Genomic DNA, 14744 nt, shown 5'->3' with positions numbered 1-14744 from the left:
ATGCTTCAAGAAGAACGATTCCTGCGCATCCGCAACCTGCTGGCCACCTTCTCGCGCGTGAGCGTCGAGCGCATCGTGCAGGACCTCTCGGTCTCGCGCGAAACCGTGCGGCGCGACCTGCTCGAACTCGAAGGCACGGGCGAGCTGCGCCGCGTGCATGGCGGCGCCGTGGCCACCGGCCCCGAGCCCGAGCCACCGCTGGCCGTGCGGCTGGTGGCGCGCCAGAAGGAGAAACGCGCCATCGCCAAGGCCGCGGTCGGCCTGCTGCGCCCGGGCCAGACGCTGTTCCTCGACGCCGGCAGCACCACCGCGATCCTGGCCGAGGAAATCGCGATGCTCAGCGGCATGACGGTGATCACCAACTCGCTGAACATCGCGCTCAAGCTGGCCGGTGCCGACGAGGGCCGCAGCTCGCACAACGACGTGCGCCTGCTGGGCGGCGGCATCGACGTGGGCACGCAGGCCACGCACGGCGACGGCACGCTGGAGGACATCCGCCGCTTCCGGGTCGACGTGGCGCTGATGTCGCCCGTGAGCCTGCACCCCAAGCACGGCGCGATGAGCTTCGAACACCACGAGGCCGCGGTGGCACGCGCCATGGCCGAGCAGGCGCAGCAGCTCGTGATCCTGGCCGATCACACCAAGATCGGCCTGACCAGCCGCGTGACCTATGCGCGCTGCGCCGACATCGACGTCGTCGTGACCGACGCCAAGGCGCGCGGCGTGGCGGCCCTCGCCGCGTTGCGCAAGGCCTGCGAGCGCGTGATCGTCGCCTGAGCTCCGGAGCACCCACGCCATGCCCTACCGCCACACCCTCGGCACCGCCACCTGGGCCTTCGCCGACCTGCGCACGCTGATGGCCAAGGCCACGCCGGCGCGCTCGGGCGACGTGCTCGCGGGGCTGGCGGCGGGCAGTGCGGTCGAACGCATGGCGGCACGCATGTGCCTGGCCGAGGTGCCGCTGCGGCGCTTCCTCGAAGAGATGCTGGTGCCCTACGAAAGCGACGAGGTCACGCGGCTGATCGTCGACACGCACGATGCCGCGGCCTTCGCGCCGATCGCGCACCTCACGGTCGGCGACTTCCGCGACTGGCTGCTGTCCGATGCGGCCGACGGCGCGACGCTGGCGCGCGTGGCGCCCGGCATCACGCCCGAGATGGCGGCCGCGGTGAGCAAGCTGATGCGCCAGCAGGACCTGATCCTGGTCGCGCGCAAGTGCCGCGTGGTCACGCGCTTTCGCAACACCATCGGCCTGCCGGGCCACCTCGCGGTGCGGCTGCAGCCCAACCATCCGACCGACGACCTGCGCGGCATCGCGGCCTCGATGGTCGACGGCCTGCTCTACGGCGCGGGCGACGCGGTGATCGGCATCAATCCCGCGACCGACAGCCTGCCCGCGCTCACGCGGCTGGTGCACATGCTCGACGAGCTGATCGCCAAGCTCGCCATTCCCACGCAGTCCTGCGTGCTCACGCACGTGACCAACACCGTCCACATGATCGAACAGGGCGCACCGGTCGACCTGGTGTTCCAGTCGGTGGCCGGCACCGAGAAGGCCAACACCAGTTTCGGCATCGACCTGGCGCTGCTGCGCGAGGCGCACGAAGCCGCGCTGTCGCTGCGGCGCGGCCCGCTGGGCGACAACGTGATGTATTTCGAGACCGGCCAAGGCAGCGCGCTGTCGGCCGATGCGCACCACGGCGTCGACCAGCAGACCTGCGAGGCGCGCGCCTATGCGGTGGCGCGTGCGTTCCAGCCGCTGCTGGTGAACACCGTCGTCGGCTTCATCGGGCCCGAGTACCTCTACGACGGCAAGCAGATCGTCCGCGCCGGCCTCGAGGATCACTTCTGCGGCAAGCTCATGGGCCTGCCGCTGGGCTGCGACGTCTGCTACACCAACCATGCCGAGGCCGACTCCGACGACATGGACGCGCTGATGACGCTGCTGGGCACGGCCGGCCTGACCTTCCTGATGGGCGTGCCGGGTGCCGACGACATCATGCTCAACTACCAGAGCACCTCCTTCCACGACGCGCTCTACCTGCGCGAGGTGCTGGGCCTGAAGCGCGCGCCCGAGTTCGAGGCCTGGCTGCAGGCGATGCAGTTGAGCGACGCGCAGGGCCGCATGCTGCCGCTGACGGCGCATCACCCGGCGCTGCAGCAGATGCGCCAGCTGCGCATCGGCGACGGAGGCACCCCATGACCGACGCCGACCCCTGGGACGACCTGCGCGCCTACACCGCGGCCCGGCTGGCCCTGGGCCGCAGCGGTGCCAGCATGCCCACCGCCGAGCTGCTGCGCTTCGGCTGCGCGCATGCGCAGGCGCGCGACGCGGTGCATGCGGTGCTCGACGTCGACGCGCTCGCGCAAGCGCTGGCCGACGACGGCCTCGCCACGGTGCAGGTCCACAGCGCCGCGCCCGATCGCGCGGCCTACCTGCTGCGGCCCGACCTCGGCCGGCGCCTCGACGATGCGAGCGTGCAGGCACTGCGCGCGGCCGCGGGCCCGAGTCCCGTGGCCGGCTGCGACCTGCTGCTGGTGGTGGGCGACGGCCTCTCCTCGCTGGCCATCGGGCGCAATGCGCGTGCGCTGATCGCCGCCTTGCGCACGCACGCGCCCGCCGACTGGCGCCTCGGCCCGGTGGTGATCGCACGGCAGGCGCGCGTGGCCCTGGCCGACGAGGCCGGCGCGCTGCTCGGTGCGCAGCTGGTGGCGATGCTGATCGGCGAGCGCCCGGGCTTGAGCTCGCCCGACAGCCTGGGCCTGTACCTCACCTGGCAGCCCGCGGTCGGCCGCCACGACGCCGAGCGCAACTGCATCTCGAACATCCGGCCCGAAGGCCTGGACCCCGACACCGCCGCACGCCGCTTCTGGTGGCTGGCCCGCGAGGCGAAACGCCTGCAACTCACCGGCGTGCAGCTCAAGGACCGCAGCGACGACGCCGTGATCGCGGCCCCGCCCGCCTCGCCTTCGCTGCCCGACTGACTCACCGTTGTTCCCCAGCCTGCGCAGGAATCCGCCTGCGCAAGGCCTTGTCTCGTCGGTGGCCACAAGCCGCCGTGTTCTTGAAAATGGAGTTTTCCCAATGATCCGCACCCTCCGGCCCCTGGCCCTCGCCGTCGTCTTCGGTTCGTTCCTCACGGCCTGCAGCGCCCCCGGTCCGTCGGCGCCCGCCATCGACAACAGCGCCATCGGCCAGCCCGAATTCCGCGCCCACACCGCCACCTACGGCGTGGTCTACAAGTTGCCGAAGGAAGTGAACGACGTGCTCGACGCACGCGTGTACCCCGTGCTGCGACAGGACCTGGTGCGCCTAGGCCTGCAGCCCGAGGCGCAGAACTTCAACATCCCGCACGTGACCGTGGTGCACATCCACAGCGCCGACCCGGGCACGCCGCTGAAGATGCTCAAGGCGCTGCCCAAGCCGCCCGCACCGATCGCGCTGACGCTCAAGACCTTCTACACGACCGAGGCCGCCAAGGACGCGGGCCGCCCGTGGTGGCTGGACCTGGGCATCGTCAAGACCGGCCCCGGCTTCGAGGCGTTGATGGCCTACAACACCGTGACCACCGCGGCCATGGCGCCGCTGCGCGACGGCCCGCTGCCACGCGTGACCGGCCCGGTCTACGCCAAGATGGGCGAGGCCGGCCGCGAACTGGTGAAGACCGTGGGCGTGAGCGGCGTGAACGTGGTCAAGGACGGCAAGGAGCTGCGCTCGCACAACCCGCACAACACGCTGGTCTACAGCATGGCGCCCTTCACGCCCGCGGTGCAGGCGGCGATGAACCAGGAAGCGGCCAAGTTCAACGCCGCCCTGCCCGACGGCATCGCCACCACGTTCCGCGACGTATCGATCGTCGAGCTGGCCTTTGCCGGCAACGTGACGCGCGAGATCTACCGCATCAGCCTGGTCGACGGCACGGTGACCGACGTGGCCACGGGCAAGACCATCGCCAAGTAGGCGAGTTCAGGGGCCGTGCACCGTCTGCATCGACGGGCCGGCCTCCGTGCCGCGCAGGTCGAGGTCGGCGAAATACGCCAGGCCGTGGCCGCCGGTGCTGTCGGCATCGGCCGAGACCGCCACGCCCACCACGTCGGGCTGCAGCCCGCCGGCTTCCGCGCCGAAGGCCCGCTGGTAGTCGGCCAGCAGATTGCGCCGCTCGCTGCGCCAGGTGCCGGGCGCGGCCGGGCCGGACGCCAGCACCAGCATCCGGATGCGCTGGGTGAAGGCGTTGACCAGCGCGGTGTTGCGCGCCTCCTTCTCGTCCCACACGTAGCACAGCGTCTCGCTCGGCACGTCTTCGCCGGTCGCGGTGCGGGCCAGGGCCAGGCGGGCGCGTTCGGTGAAAGGCAGCCGATCGGTCGGCAGCGCGAAGAACACGCAGAGCTTGGCGGCGCCATCGTCGCCCGCGCGGGTGCGCAGGTCGGCGCCCTCGACGAAGCGATCGACCCGCCAGCGCCAGGCCAGCGTGGCGCCGGCGTCGAGCGTGACGTGCACCGGGTGCACCAGGTTGCCGTAGGCATCGTCGGTCTCGACGCGCAGCACCGTCCGGCCCTCCTGGCGCACCACCTCGAAGCGCGTGGCCTTCTTGTGGGGCAGCGTGCTGAAGCGCCAGGGCGCCGGCGCCAGCCCGGTCGAAGTGACGGCGAAAGGCGTGAGGATCGGCGTCGGTGCGCCCTGCGCCTGCACGGTGGGCAGAAGCGACAGACACGACAGCAGCGCCAGGGCCGCCATGCGGGAACGACGTAACGCAGTCATCGGGAGCGCCTTCCGCCAGAGGGTTGCCGAACAGCTGGCCAGTGTGCCGTGTTCGGGGCTCGGAGGTGTGACGCGGCAACGCATCGTTGCGTTCGCGCGCCGTGGACAGGCCGTCGGCGCGTTAGCGCGGCTCGCCGTCCACGTAGTACCAGCGCTGGCGTTCGGCCTGCTCGCCCACGGCGGGCTCGACCTCGCGCACGAAGCGGCTGCGCTCGTGCAGCCGCGTGGCGACGCCGCTGGCATCGCGCTGGCGAGCGACGAACTCGACCTCGGCATGGTCGGCGTCGAGCACCGAGCGCGAGCGCACGTCCAGGCCCAGCCACTTCACACCGGCGTCGAACTCGACCGTGGCCGGCCGCTTCGTCGGGTGCCAGGTCGCCAGCAGGTACTCGGCACGCTGCAGCACGAAGGCCGCATAGCGCGAGCGCATCAGCGACTCGGCGTCGGGCGCGGGCGTCTGGTCGAAGTCGTCGAGATAACGGCCGCAGCACAGCGCAAAGGCGAAGGGCTTGTCGCGGCGGTCGGTGCGACCACAGGGACAAGGGCCGGCGGGGGGGATGATCGGGCTGCTGCTCATGACGGGCTCCATTGGAACACCATCCGTCCCGCCGCCGTGCCCGACCTCTCCGGCGCGCTCCGGCTTCACGCCAGCGCGCGCTGGATCAGCAGCTTCTGGATGTCCGAGGTGCCTTCGTAGATCTGGCAGACCCGCACGTCCCGGTAGATGCGCTCGAGCGGAAAGTCGTTGACGTAGCCATAGCCGCCCAGCGTCTGGATCGCGGCGCTGCAGACCTTCTCCGCCATCTCGCTCGCGAACAGCTTGGCCATGGCCGCTTCCTTCAGGCAGGGCCGGCCCGCATCGCGCAGCGCGGCCGCATGCCAGATCAGCTGACGCGCGGCCTCGAGCTGGGTCGCGCACTCGGCCAGGCGGAAGCCCACGGCCTGCTGCTCGAAGATGCTGCCGCCGAAGGCCTGGCGTTCCTTGGCATAGGCCAGCGCCACGTCGAAGGCGCTGCGCGCCATGCCCACGCTCTGCGCGGCGATGCCGATGCGGCCGCCCTCGAGCGCGCCCAGCGCGATCTTGTAGCCCTCGCCCTCGGCGCCGATCAGGTTTTCGCGCGGGATGCGGCAGCCGTCGAAGTTGATCAGCGCGGTGTCGCTGCTGTGCTGCCCCAGCTTCTCTTCCAGCCGCGCCACGCTGTAGCCGGGCGCATCGGTGGGCACGATGAACGCGCTCATGCCGCGCTTGCCCGCGGCCTTGTCGGTGACCGCGATCACGATCGCGACCTGGCCGTTCTTGCCGCTGGTGATGAACTGCTTGACGCCGTCGATCACGTAGGCGTCGCCGTCCCTGCGCGCCGTGGTGCGCAGGCTCGAGGCATCGCTGCCGGCCTGCGGCTCGGTCAGGCAGAAGGCGCCGAGCATCTGGCCCTGCGCCAGCGGCCAGAGCCACTGCTTCTTCTGTTCGGCATTGCCGTAGCGCATGAGGATCGCGTTGACCGGGCAGTTGGTCACGCTGATCGCGGTGCTGGTGCCGCCGTCGCCGGCCGCGATCTCTTCCAGCACCAGCGCCAGCGTGAGGTAGTCGAGCCCGGCGCCGCCGTCTTCCTCGGGCACGCAGATGCCGTAGGCGCCCAGCGCGGCCAGGCCCTGGTGCACTTCCTTGGGGAAGTGGTGTTCGCGGTCCCAGCGCGGGGCGTGCGGCCAGATCTCGGTCTGGCAGAAGTCCCGAACCGCGTCGCGGATCGCTTCCTGGTCGGTGGTGAGCAGCATGCAGGTCTCCTTCGTTTCTCTTGGTTTCTTCGCTGGCTCGACCGGCTTACTTGGCCTGGCCCAGTTCCATGATCAGCCGCGCCGTCATGTAGAGCCGGCGCGGGATCGCGTCGAGCAGCACGTACTCGGCCTTGTCGCTGTGGTAGCCGAAGCCCGGCAGGCCCAGGCCCTCGATCACCGGCTTGCCCGACAGGCCCGCATAGGCCGCGTCGGTGCCGCCGCCGCTGCGCTCGTCGACCTCTAGCTGGCCGCCGGCCTCGCGGTAGAAAGTGCTGGCCTTGTCGATCAGCTTGCGGCCCTCGGGGCCGGCATTGAAGGCCGGCCGGCCGCGCGTGACGGTGATCTTGACTTCGGCGCCCGGCAGCTTGCGCGCCTGGGCGCGTTCTTCCAGCACCTTGAGCGCGGCCTCGAGGTCCTCGTTGCGTGCGTAGCGCACGTCGGCATTGAGCGTGGCGCTGTCGGGGATGATGTTCGACACCGTGCCGGCCTTGGCCACGGTCCAGTTGAAGCGCAGGCCGCGCGCCTTGTCGTCGATGTCCTGCGTGCGCAGCACCAGGTCCGAGGCCTCGACCAGCGCGTTGATGCCCAGCTCGGGCGCCGCGCCCGCATGCGAAGCCTTGCCCTTGATGTCGGCCTGCACGTAGGCGATGCCCGAGGTGCCCAGGTAGAAGCTCTCGCGCTCGGCGTTGGTGGGCTCGAAGGACAGCACGTAGTCGGCCGCGCGGGCCTCGCTCTGGATCAGGTCGCGCGAGCCGAAGGAGCCTCTTTCCTCGTCGACGTTGAACAGCACGGTGAGGCTGCCGAAGTCGCGGAAGCCGTAGGTGGTGAGCACCTTGAGCGCATGCAGGATCACCGCGCTGCCGCCCTTGTCGTCGGCGATGCCCGGCCCGTAGGCCTTGTTGCCTTCGATGCGGAAGGGTGCGCGTGCCAGCATGCCGCGCGGGTAGACCGTGTCCATGTGCGAGAGCAGCAGCAGGTGCCTGCCGGCCTTGCCGTCGAGCCGGCCGCGCAGCTTGCCGACGATGTTGTCGCCGACCGCGGGCGCCACCGCCTTGTGCCGCGTGACGCTGAAGCCGAGCGCCTTGAGCTCGTCCTCGAGCAGCTTGCCCGCCGCCGCGATGCCTTCGGCGTCGCCGGTGCCGCTCTCGACATTGACCAGCCGCTCGAGCGTCCTCACGACTGCCGGCTGCTCGGCGGTCGCGGCGTCGAACAGCACGTTGTCGCGCTTCTGGGCCCAGGCCGCCGGCACCAGGGCCGCCATGCAGAGCGCGAGTGCGCTGAGGCGCAGGGCGGTGCGGGGAGCGTGGAACGTCATCGCGCTCACAGCAGTTCCAGGGCCACGGCCGTGCCTTCGCCGCCGCCGATGCACAGCGTGGCCACGCCGCGCTTCAGGCCGCGCGACTGCAGCGCATGGATCAGCGTGACCATGATGCGGGCGCCGCTCGCGCCGATCGGGTGGCCCAGCGCGCAGGCGCCGCCGTGCACGTTGACGATGTCGTGCGACACGCCCAGTTCCTTCATCAGCGCCATCGGCACCACCGCGAAGGCTTCATTGACTTCCCACAGGTCGACGTCCTTGACGCTCCAGCCGATCTTCTTGAACAGCTTGGCGACGGCGCCCACCGGCGCGGTCGAGAACCACTCGGGCTGCTGCGCGTGCGTGGCGTGGCCGACGATGCGGGCGATGGGCTTCGCGCCCAGCTTCTGCGCCTGCGAGGCGGTGGTCATGACCAGTGCGGCCGCGCCGTCGTTGATCGACGAGCTCGAGGCCGCGGTGATGGTGCCGCCGTCCTTCTTGAACGCGGGCTTGAGCGTGGCGATCTTGTCGAGCTTGACCTTGCCCGGGCCTTCGTCGATCGAAATCACCGTCTCGCCGCTGCGGCTCTTGACCGTCACGGGCGTGATCTCGGTCTTGAACAGGCCGTCGGCCGTGGCCTGCTTGGCGCGCTCGACGCTGGCGGTCGCGAAGGCGTCCTGCTGCTCGCGGGTGAAGCTGTACTTGGCCGCACAGTCCTCGCCGAAGGTGCCCATCGAGCGGCCCGGCTGGTAGGCGTCTTCCAGGCCGTCGAGCATCATGTGGTCGAAGATCCGGTCGTGGCCCATGCGGTAGCCGCCGCGGCCCTTGAGCATCAGGTAGGGCGCGTTGGTCATGCTCTCCATGCCGCCCGCGACCATGACATCGTGCGTGCCGGCCAGCAGCATGTCGTGCGACAGCATCGCGGCCTTCATGGCCGAGCCGCACATCTTGCTGAGCGTGACCGCGCCCGCGGCGTCGGGCAGGCCGCCCTTGTACGCGGCCTGGCGCGCCGGCGCCTGGCCCTGGCCCGCCATCAGGCAGTTGCCGAACAGCACCTCGCCGACCACGGCCGGGTCGATGCCCGCGCGCTCGACGGCGGCCTTGATCGCGGCGCCGCCCAGGTCATGGGCCGACAGGGATGAGAAGTCGCCCTGGAACGCGCCCATGGGGGTGCGTGCGGCGCCGACGATGACGATGGATTCGGACATGTGGGTCTCCTTGGAAAGTTGAAAGTGCGGATCAGAAATGGGTGGCATGCACGTCGTGCGCGAAGCGCTGCGCCGCGTCGTAGGGAAACACGTCGAGCATCTGGCCGGCGCGGATGCGCTGCTGGTGCTGCTGCCAGAACGCGGCGTCGAGCAGGTCGGCATGGTGCGCCATGAAGGCCTCTCGCACCGCGTCGTTGCCCAGCAGGAAGGGGGCGAAGGTCTCGGGGAACACGTCCTTGGGTCCGACCGCGTACCAGACCTCGCCGCTCATCTCGTCCTCCTCGTTGCGCGCCTCGGGCACGCGGCGGAAGTTGCAGTCGGTCAGGTACTCGATCTCGTCGTAGTCGTAGAACACGACCTTGCCGTTGCGCGTGACGCCGAAGTTCTTCCACAGCATGTCGCCCGGAAAGATGTTCGCCGCCACCATGTCCTTGATCGCGTTGCCGTACTCGACCACCGCGTGCACCAGCTGGTCCTTCGCGCGCCTGGCCTGGGCTTCGCTCTCGGGATGCGCGAGCAGGTCGAAGGTCTCCTGCAGGTAGAGGTTGAGCGGGATCATGCGGCGCTCGATGTAGACGTGACGGAGCACGATCTCCTTCTCGCCGTTGCCGTCGCGGTCGCCGATCTCGAGCTGGCTCGGCGCGAACCGGCGGATCTCCTCGATCAGCGCAGGCTCGAAACGGTCGAGCGGAAAGCCCACGTCGCTGTACTCCAGCGTGTCGGCCATGCGGCCCACGCGGTCGTGCTGCTTGACCAGCTGGTACTTGGCCTTGACCTGTTCGCGCGTGGTTTCCTTGGGCGGCGGGAAGAAGTCCTTGATGAGCTTGAACACGTAGGGAAAGGACGGCAGGTCGAACACCAGCATCACCATGCCCTTGATGCCGGGTGCGATGCGGAAGCGGTCGCTGCTGAAGTTCAGGTGCGAGAGGAAGTCGCGGTAGAACAGCGTCTTGCCCTGTTTGGCCAGGCCCAGCGCGTTGTAGATCTCGGCGCGCGGCTTGCGCGGCATCAGCGAGCGCAGGAACTGCACCCAGGCCGAGGGCACCTCCATGTCGACCATGAAGTAGGCGCGTGCGAAGCTGAAGAGCATCTGCAGCTCGTCCTCGCCGAACAGCACCGCATCGACGTGCAGGCGGCCCTCGGCGTCGTGCAGGATCGGCAGCGCGAAGGGCAGCTCGACATAGCCGTTGATGATCTTGCCCACCACGTAGGCGCCCTTGTTCCGGTAGAACAGGCCGGACAGCACCTGCAGCTGGAAGTTGGCGCGCAGCTTGACCTGGTGGAAGCGCCCGCGCACCGCGGCCGCGACGCGCTCGGCATCGCGCGTGCGGTCGACGAAGCGGCCCTGCAGCGCGAAGTCCTCGAGCATGCGCTCGACGGTCTGGGCCAGCGTGTCGTGGGCCGGGTAGTAAGGGCGATAGGTCGGCGCGCCGCGCGGCTCGATGTACTCGGTGCTGATCGCCGGGCGCACGAAGATGAAGTCGTTCTGGAAGTACGCGCGGTGCAGGATCTTGGTGGTCACCGAGTTGAAGAAGCTCTCGGCCAACTCGGGCTGGTGGTGGTCGACCAGGAGCCCGATGTAGTGCAGCTTGACCTGGTGCCACACTGTCATCGGCTGCTCGCCGGCCTTGAACTCCTTCTCGAGCCGGGCCACGGCCTCGCCCACGCGCAGGTCGTAGAACTCGATGCGCTCGCGCTGGGCCCGCTGCTGGCCGTGCCAGTCGGCGGTTTCGAAACGATGCTTGGCACGCGCCGACTCCCCACGGAACAGGCGGTAGTGCCGATTGAAGCCGTCGATCAGCGCCTTCGCGATGTCGTAGGCCAGCGGCGAATCAAGCCGTTGGGGGAACATGGTCGGGCGCGCCGTCCAGGTCCATGCTCGGTGTTGCCGGGGCGCGCGTCGGCTCCTCGGCCTTCGGGCGCGGCGAGATCGTCAGCGCTTCGCCGGGCTTGCTCCACTTGTAGCGGATGCGCTGCACCGCGGCCTTGTAGATCGCGTCGAGCGGCTTGGTGCCGTTGACGCTGAGCTCCAGGTCCTGCAGCAGGCCGTCGTGCACGCCGAAGCTCCAGCCGTGGATGCGCACCTTCTGGCCGCGGCTCCAGGCGTCGACCATCACGGTGCTCACCGCCACGTTGACCACCTGCTCGGCCACGTTGAGTTCGCACAGCGCATCGGCGCGCACTTCCTCGGGCAGGCTATCGAGCATCACGATGTGGCGGTCGCGCACGTCCTGGATGTGGCGGATCCAGTTGTCGGCCAGGCCGATGCGCTTGCCGCTCAAGGCGGCCTTGACGCCGGCGCAGCCGTAGTGGCCCACCACCATGATGTGCTCGACCTTCAGGTGCTCGACGGCGAACTGGATCGCCGACAGCGCGTTGAGGTCGGAGTGCACCACGATGTTGGCCACGTTGCGGTGCACGAACACTTCGCCGGGTTCGAGGCCGGTGATCTGGTTGGCGGGCACGCGGCTGTCGGAGCAGCCGATCCACATGTAGCGCGGCGTCTGCTGCTTCACCAGGCCGGTGAAGAAGCCGGGGCGGTCGCGCTCCATCTGGGCGGACCAGGCGCGGTTGTGGGCAAACAGATCGTCGAGGGAGTCGTCGCGGTTGTTTTCAGGCATGGTCGTATTGTCGGTGACGGGTATCTTGGGATGGCTTCGGGACGTTTTTCGCGGGGCGGGCCAGGGTCATCGCAAGCGCGACTTCGCGGCCCTGGCCGGCCTGACCGGCTTTTGCGCCCGAGCCAGCGTGTCGCGCGCCTGCTGCTCCTGGTCGCGCACCTCGGCCAGGTTGGCCTGCAGTTCGGCCAGCTGCGCCTCGAGCTGGCCGCGGTGCACGCCCAGCACGTCCAGGAACTTCTGCAATTGCACCACCGTGTCGCGCGGGCTGTCGTAGATGTCGAGGATGTCCCTGGCCTCGTCCAGGCTCAGGCCCAGCCGCTTGGCGCGCAGCGTGAGCGCGAGCCGCGTGCGGTCGCGCGCGCTGTAGACCCGCTGCAGGCCACCCGCGCCCGAACGCTCGGGCGCCAGCAGACCCTTGTCCTCGTAGAAACGGATCGCACGCGTGGTGAGATCGAATTCCTGGGCCAGCTCGCTGATGGAATAGGTCGATGAGGGCATGGACGCCTGCGGCGGTGAGAACGAAAACGGGGTCATCACGGTGGCGACAGCGCATCGGCGCACCTCTGCCTACAATGAAGGCCCACTACGTGACGTTTACGTCAACGTCAATCTTACATGAACCTTCTCGAACGCGAACTCCACTACCCCCTCGGCGACCGGCTGCCGGCGCCTGGCGACACCGTCGAGGTCGCGCCCGGCGTGCGCTGGATCCGCATGAGCCTGCCCTTCGCGCTGGACCACATCAACCTCTGGCTGATGCGCGACACGCTTGACGGGGTCGAGGGCTGGACGGTGGTGGACTGCTGCATCGCGCGCGACGAGGCCAAGGCGCAGTGGGAGCAGGTGTTCGCCACGCAGCTCGAAGGCCTGCCGATCCTGCGCGTGATCGTGACCCACATGCACCCCGACCACGTCGGGCTCGCGCAGTGGCTGTGCGAGCGCTGGAACGCGCCGCTGTGGATGAGCGCCACCGACTACTACGTGGCGCGCAACCTCACCAGCCCTCACGGCATGGACAACGCGGCCGGCGGCGACGTGGCCGCCCGCTTCTTCGCCTCGCACGGCCTGGTCGATGCCGAGGCGGTGGAGAAGATCCGCTCGCGCGCCGACTACTACCGCAACATGGTGCCCGGCCTGCCGCCGAGCTACGTGCGGCTGATCGACGGCGGCACGGTCACCATCGGCGGCCAGGCCTGGCGCTGCATCAGCGGCTACGGCCACGCCCCCGAACACATCGCGCTGTACTGCGAGGCGCTCAACCTGCTGATCGGCGGCGACATGATGCTGCCGCGCATCTCGACCAATGTGAGCGTGCAGGCCGACGAGCCCGAAGGGAACTCGCTGCGCATGTTCCTCGACAGCATCGCGCGCTTCCGCACGCTGCCGGTCGACGTGCTCGCGCTGCCTTCGCACGGCAAGCCCTTCACCGGCGTGCACCGGCGCGTCGAACAGCTCGAGGAGCACCACCGCGACCGCCTGGCCGAACTGCTCGCTGGCTGCAGCCAGCGCGCACTGAGCGCTGCCGACGGCGTGCCGATCATGTTCAAGCGCGAACTCGACCTGCACCAGCTGACCTTCGCGATGGGCGAGACCATCGCCCACCTGCACCTGCTGTGGCATGCAGGCCAGCTGCGCCGCACGCTGGACAGCGACGGCATCTACCGCTTCAGCCTGGCCGCGACCGCCTGATTCGCATCGGCGCCGTGGCATGCTCGGCGCTGCATGAACGACACCCTCTCCCGCCTGCGCGGCGGCCAGCTCGACGGCGCCAGACGCCTCGCATTGCGCGAAGGCCTCACGGCCTTTCCGCGCGAGATCTTCGCGCTGGCTGACACGCTGGAAATCCTCGACCTCTCGGGCAACGCGCTGGACGCGCTGCCCGAGGACCTGCACCGCCTGCACAAGCTGCGCGTGCTGTTCTGTTCGGACAACCGCTTCACCACGCTGCCCGCGAGCCTGGGCCGTTGCGCACAGCTCGAGATGGTCGGCTTCAAGGCCAACCGCATCGCCGAGGTGCCGGCCGCCGCGCTGCCGCCGCGGCTGCGCTGGCTGATCCTGACCGACAACACGATCGAACGCTTGCCCGAGGCGCTGGGCCAGTGCCATCGGCTGCAGAAGCTCATGCTCGCCGGCAACCGGCTGCAGGCCCTGCCGCCCTCGCTGGCCGGCTGCGAGCGGCTCGAACTGCTGCGCATCGCCGCCAACCGTTTCGACGCGCTGCCCGCCTGGCTGCCGCGGATGCCGCGCCTGAGCTGGCTGGCCTTCGGCGGCAACCCGCTGAACGCGGCGCGCGAAGCCGCGGTACTGGCCGATCCGCCGCTGCCGGCCATCGACTGGCGGGCGCTGGCCGTGCAGGAGCGCGTCGGGGAAGGCGCCTCGGGCGTGATCCATCGCGCCACCTGGGCCGATGCACCGGGCGGGCCACGCGATGTCGCGCTCAAGCTGTTCAAGGGCACGCTCACCAGCGACGGCGCGCCGCAGAGCGAACTGGCCGCGAGCCTGGCGGCCGGCGCGCACCGCCACCGCATCGGCGCCGAAGGCCGGCTGAGCAGCCATCCCGACGGCACCGAAGGCCTGGTGATGCCCTGGGCCGACGCGACCTTCGCCACGCTGGCCGGCCCGCCCAGCCTCGACAGCTGCACCCGCGACGTCTATGCCGAGGGCACGCGTTTCGCGCCCGAGGTCGCGCTGCGGCTCGCGCGCGGCATCGCCGAGGCCGTGGCCGACCTGCACGCGCGCGGCCTGCTGCACGGCGACATGTACGGCCACAACATCCTCTGGCGCAGCGACGGCGAGGCGCGGCTGGGCGACCTGGGCGCGGCCTCGTTTCTCGCCGCGGACTCCGACGCCCTGCAACGCCTCGAAGCGCGCGCCTTCGGCTGCCTCGCCGAAGAACTGCTGCAGCACAGCGACCCCACGGCCTCGTTGCGGGCCCCATTGGCTTTGATCGCCGCGCGCTGCCTGCAGTCCGACCCGGCGGCGCGCCCGTCGTTCGACGAGATCGCGCACACCCTGGCCGAATGAACGGGGCCGAGGCTGGCACCTTGGCGACGGCGCCCGCTGCGGGCTGACACTAAGCTGCACCG

The 14744-nt window shown here is 69.9% G+C and carries 14 protein-coding genes; 6 read left to right on the top strand and 8 right to left on the bottom strand.

Translation table 11 applies throughout. The features are described from left to right. The 4 genes from ACSFBC_RS26245 (at position 1) to ACSFBC_RS26230 (ending at position 3961) form a co-directional block, all read left to right on the top strand. Positions 1-777, top strand: coding sequence for a DeoR/GlpR family DNA-binding transcription regulator (locus ACSFBC_RS26245; RefSeq protein ID WP_435513266.1), 777 nt, complete (start codon positions 1-3; stop codon positions 775-777). A 19-nt stretch (positions 778-796) separates the two neighbouring features. Further along, the gene (locus ACSFBC_RS26240; RefSeq protein WP_435513265.1) at positions 797-2203 is read left to right on the top strand and encodes an ethanolamine ammonia-lyase subunit EutB; all 1407 of its coding nucleotides are present in this window, start codon (positions 797-799) and stop codon (positions 2201-2203) included. Continuing rightward, complete coding sequence (eutC, locus tag ACSFBC_RS26235) at positions 2200-2985, top strand: ethanolamine ammonia-lyase subunit EutC (RefSeq protein ID WP_435513264.1); 786 nt, start codon at positions 2200-2202, stop codon at positions 2983-2985. The genes ACSFBC_RS26240 and eutC overlap by 4 nt, the downstream gene beginning before the upstream one ends. 100 nt (positions 2986-3085) lie before the next feature. Further along, a complete protein-coding gene (locus ACSFBC_RS26230; RefSeq protein ID WP_435513263.1) occupies positions 3086-3961 on the top strand; it encodes a hypothetical protein in 876 nt (291 codons plus the stop codon). 6 nt (positions 3962-3967) lie between these two features. Here ACSFBC_RS26230 and ACSFBC_RS26225 read toward each other — a convergent pair whose 3' ends face one another. From ACSFBC_RS26225 to ACSFBC_RS26190, 8 genes are all read right to left on the bottom strand, one after another. Further along, positions 3968-4759, bottom strand: a complete 792-nt coding sequence (locus tag ACSFBC_RS26225; RefSeq protein WP_435513262.1) for a DUF3047 domain-containing protein — start codon at positions 4757-4759, stop codon at positions 3968-3970. A 121-nt stretch (positions 4760-4880) separates the two neighbouring features. Beyond that, positions 4881-5336: a YchJ family protein gene (locus ACSFBC_RS26220; protein ID WP_435513261.1), complete on the bottom strand. Its 456-nt coding sequence runs from the start codon at positions 5334-5336 to the stop codon at positions 4881-4883. A gap of 65 nt (positions 5337-5401) precedes the next feature. Next, complete coding sequence (locus ACSFBC_RS26215) at positions 5402-6532, bottom strand: acyl-CoA dehydrogenase family protein (RefSeq protein ID WP_435513260.1); 1131 nt, start codon at positions 6530-6532, stop codon at positions 5402-5404. Between the two features lie 46 nt (positions 6533-6578). Next, positions 6579-7847, bottom strand: coding sequence for a glutamate carboxypeptidase (locus ACSFBC_RS26210; RefSeq protein WP_435513259.1), 1269 nt, complete (start codon positions 7845-7847; stop codon positions 6579-6581). A 5-nt stretch (positions 7848-7852) separates the two neighbouring features. Continuing rightward, a complete protein-coding gene (locus ACSFBC_RS26205) occupies positions 7853-9037 on the bottom strand; it encodes an acetyl-CoA C-acyltransferase (RefSeq protein ID WP_435513258.1) in 1185 nt (394 codons plus the stop codon). A 31-nt stretch (positions 9038-9068) separates the two neighbouring features. Further along, positions 9069-10889 carry a bifunctional isocitrate dehydrogenase kinase/phosphatase gene (gene aceK / locus ACSFBC_RS26200; RefSeq protein ID WP_435513257.1) on the bottom strand — a complete coding sequence of 607 codons (1821 nt, stop codon included), beginning with the start codon at positions 10887-10889 and terminating at the stop codon, positions 9069-9071. After that, positions 10870-11658: a carbonate dehydratase gene (gene can / locus ACSFBC_RS26195; RefSeq protein WP_435513256.1), complete on the bottom strand. Its 789-nt coding sequence runs from the start codon at positions 11656-11658 to the stop codon at positions 10870-10872. Before can ends, aceK begins: the two co-directional genes overlap by 20 nt. 66 nt (positions 11659-11724) lie before the next feature. Next, positions 11725-12156: a MerR family transcriptional regulator gene (locus ACSFBC_RS26190; protein ID WP_435513255.1), complete on the bottom strand. Its 432-nt coding sequence runs from the start codon at positions 12154-12156 to the stop codon at positions 11725-11727. A 117-nt stretch (positions 12157-12273) separates the two neighbouring features. On the opposite strand from ACSFBC_RS26190, the gene ACSFBC_RS26185 reads away from it, so the two are divergent. After that, on the top strand, positions 12274-13347 hold the full coding sequence (locus ACSFBC_RS26185; protein ID WP_435513254.1) for an MBL fold metallo-hydrolase: 1074 nt from the start codon (positions 12274-12276) through the stop codon (positions 13345-13347). 33 nt (positions 13348-13380) lie between these two features. Further along, positions 13381-14682: a leucine-rich repeat-containing protein kinase family protein gene (locus ACSFBC_RS26180; RefSeq protein WP_435513253.1), complete on the top strand. Its 1302-nt coding sequence runs from the start codon at positions 13381-13383 to the stop codon at positions 14680-14682. Positions 14683-14744 lie beyond the last annotated feature (62 nt).

The sequence above is a fragment of the Variovorax frigidus genome, assembly GCF_051216515.1.
Taxonomy (GTDB): domain Bacteria; phylum Pseudomonadota; class Gammaproteobacteria; order Burkholderiales; family Burkholderiaceae_C; genus Variovorax.
This window is presented reverse-complemented; position numbering and strand designations above follow the sequence as displayed.

Bases quoted from the DNA above. Each gene is read 5' to 3' on its own strand.
- can (WP_435513256.1), bottom strand. From the start codon at position 11,658: ATGCCTGAAAACAACCGCGACGACTCCCTCGACGATCTGTTTGCCCAC.
- aceK (WP_435513257.1), bottom strand. From the start codon at position 10,889: ATGTTCCCCCAACGGCTTGATTCGCCGCTGGCCTACGACATCGCGAAG.
- ACSFBC_RS26240 (WP_435513265.1), top strand. From the start codon at position 797: ATGCCCTACCGCCACACCCTCGGCACCGCCACCTGGGCCTTCGCCGAC.
- ACSFBC_RS26210 (WP_435513259.1), bottom strand. From the start codon at position 7,847: ATGACGTTCCACGCTCCCCGCACCGCCCTGCGCCTCAGCGCACTCGCG.
- ACSFBC_RS26215 (WP_435513260.1), bottom strand. From the start codon at position 6,532: ATGCTGCTCACCACCGACCAGGAAGCGATCCGCGACGCGGTTCGGGAC.
- ACSFBC_RS26220 (WP_435513261.1), bottom strand. From the start codon at position 5,336: ATGAGCAGCAGCCCGATCATCCCCCCCGCCGGCCCTTGTCCCTGTGGT.
- ACSFBC_RS26190 (WP_435513255.1), bottom strand. From the start codon at position 12,156: ATGCCCTCATCGACCTATTCCATCAGCGAGCTGGCCCAGGAATTCGAT.
- ACSFBC_RS26185 (WP_435513254.1), top strand. From the start codon at position 12,274: ATGAACCTTCTCGAACGCGAACTCCACTACCCCCTCGGCGACCGGCTG.
- ACSFBC_RS26180 (WP_435513253.1), top strand. From the start codon at position 13,381: ATGAACGACACCCTCTCCCGCCTGCGCGGCGGCCAGCTCGACGGCGCC.
- ACSFBC_RS26230 (WP_435513263.1), top strand. From the start codon at position 3,086: ATGATCCGCACCCTCCGGCCCCTGGCCCTCGCCGTCGTCTTCGGTTCG.
- ACSFBC_RS26205 (WP_435513258.1), bottom strand. From the start codon at position 9,037: ATGTCCGAATCCATCGTCATCGTCGGCGCCGCACGCACCCCCATGGGC.
- ACSFBC_RS26225 (WP_435513262.1), bottom strand. From the start codon at position 4,759: ATGACTGCGTTACGTCGTTCCCGCATGGCGGCCCTGGCGCTGCTGTCG.
- ACSFBC_RS26245 (WP_435513266.1), top strand. From the start codon at position 1: ATGCTTCAAGAAGAACGATTCCTGCGCATCCGCAACCTGCTGGCCACC.
- eutC (WP_435513264.1), top strand. From the start codon at position 2,200: ATGACCGACGCCGACCCCTGGGACGACCTGCGCGCCTACACCGCGGCC.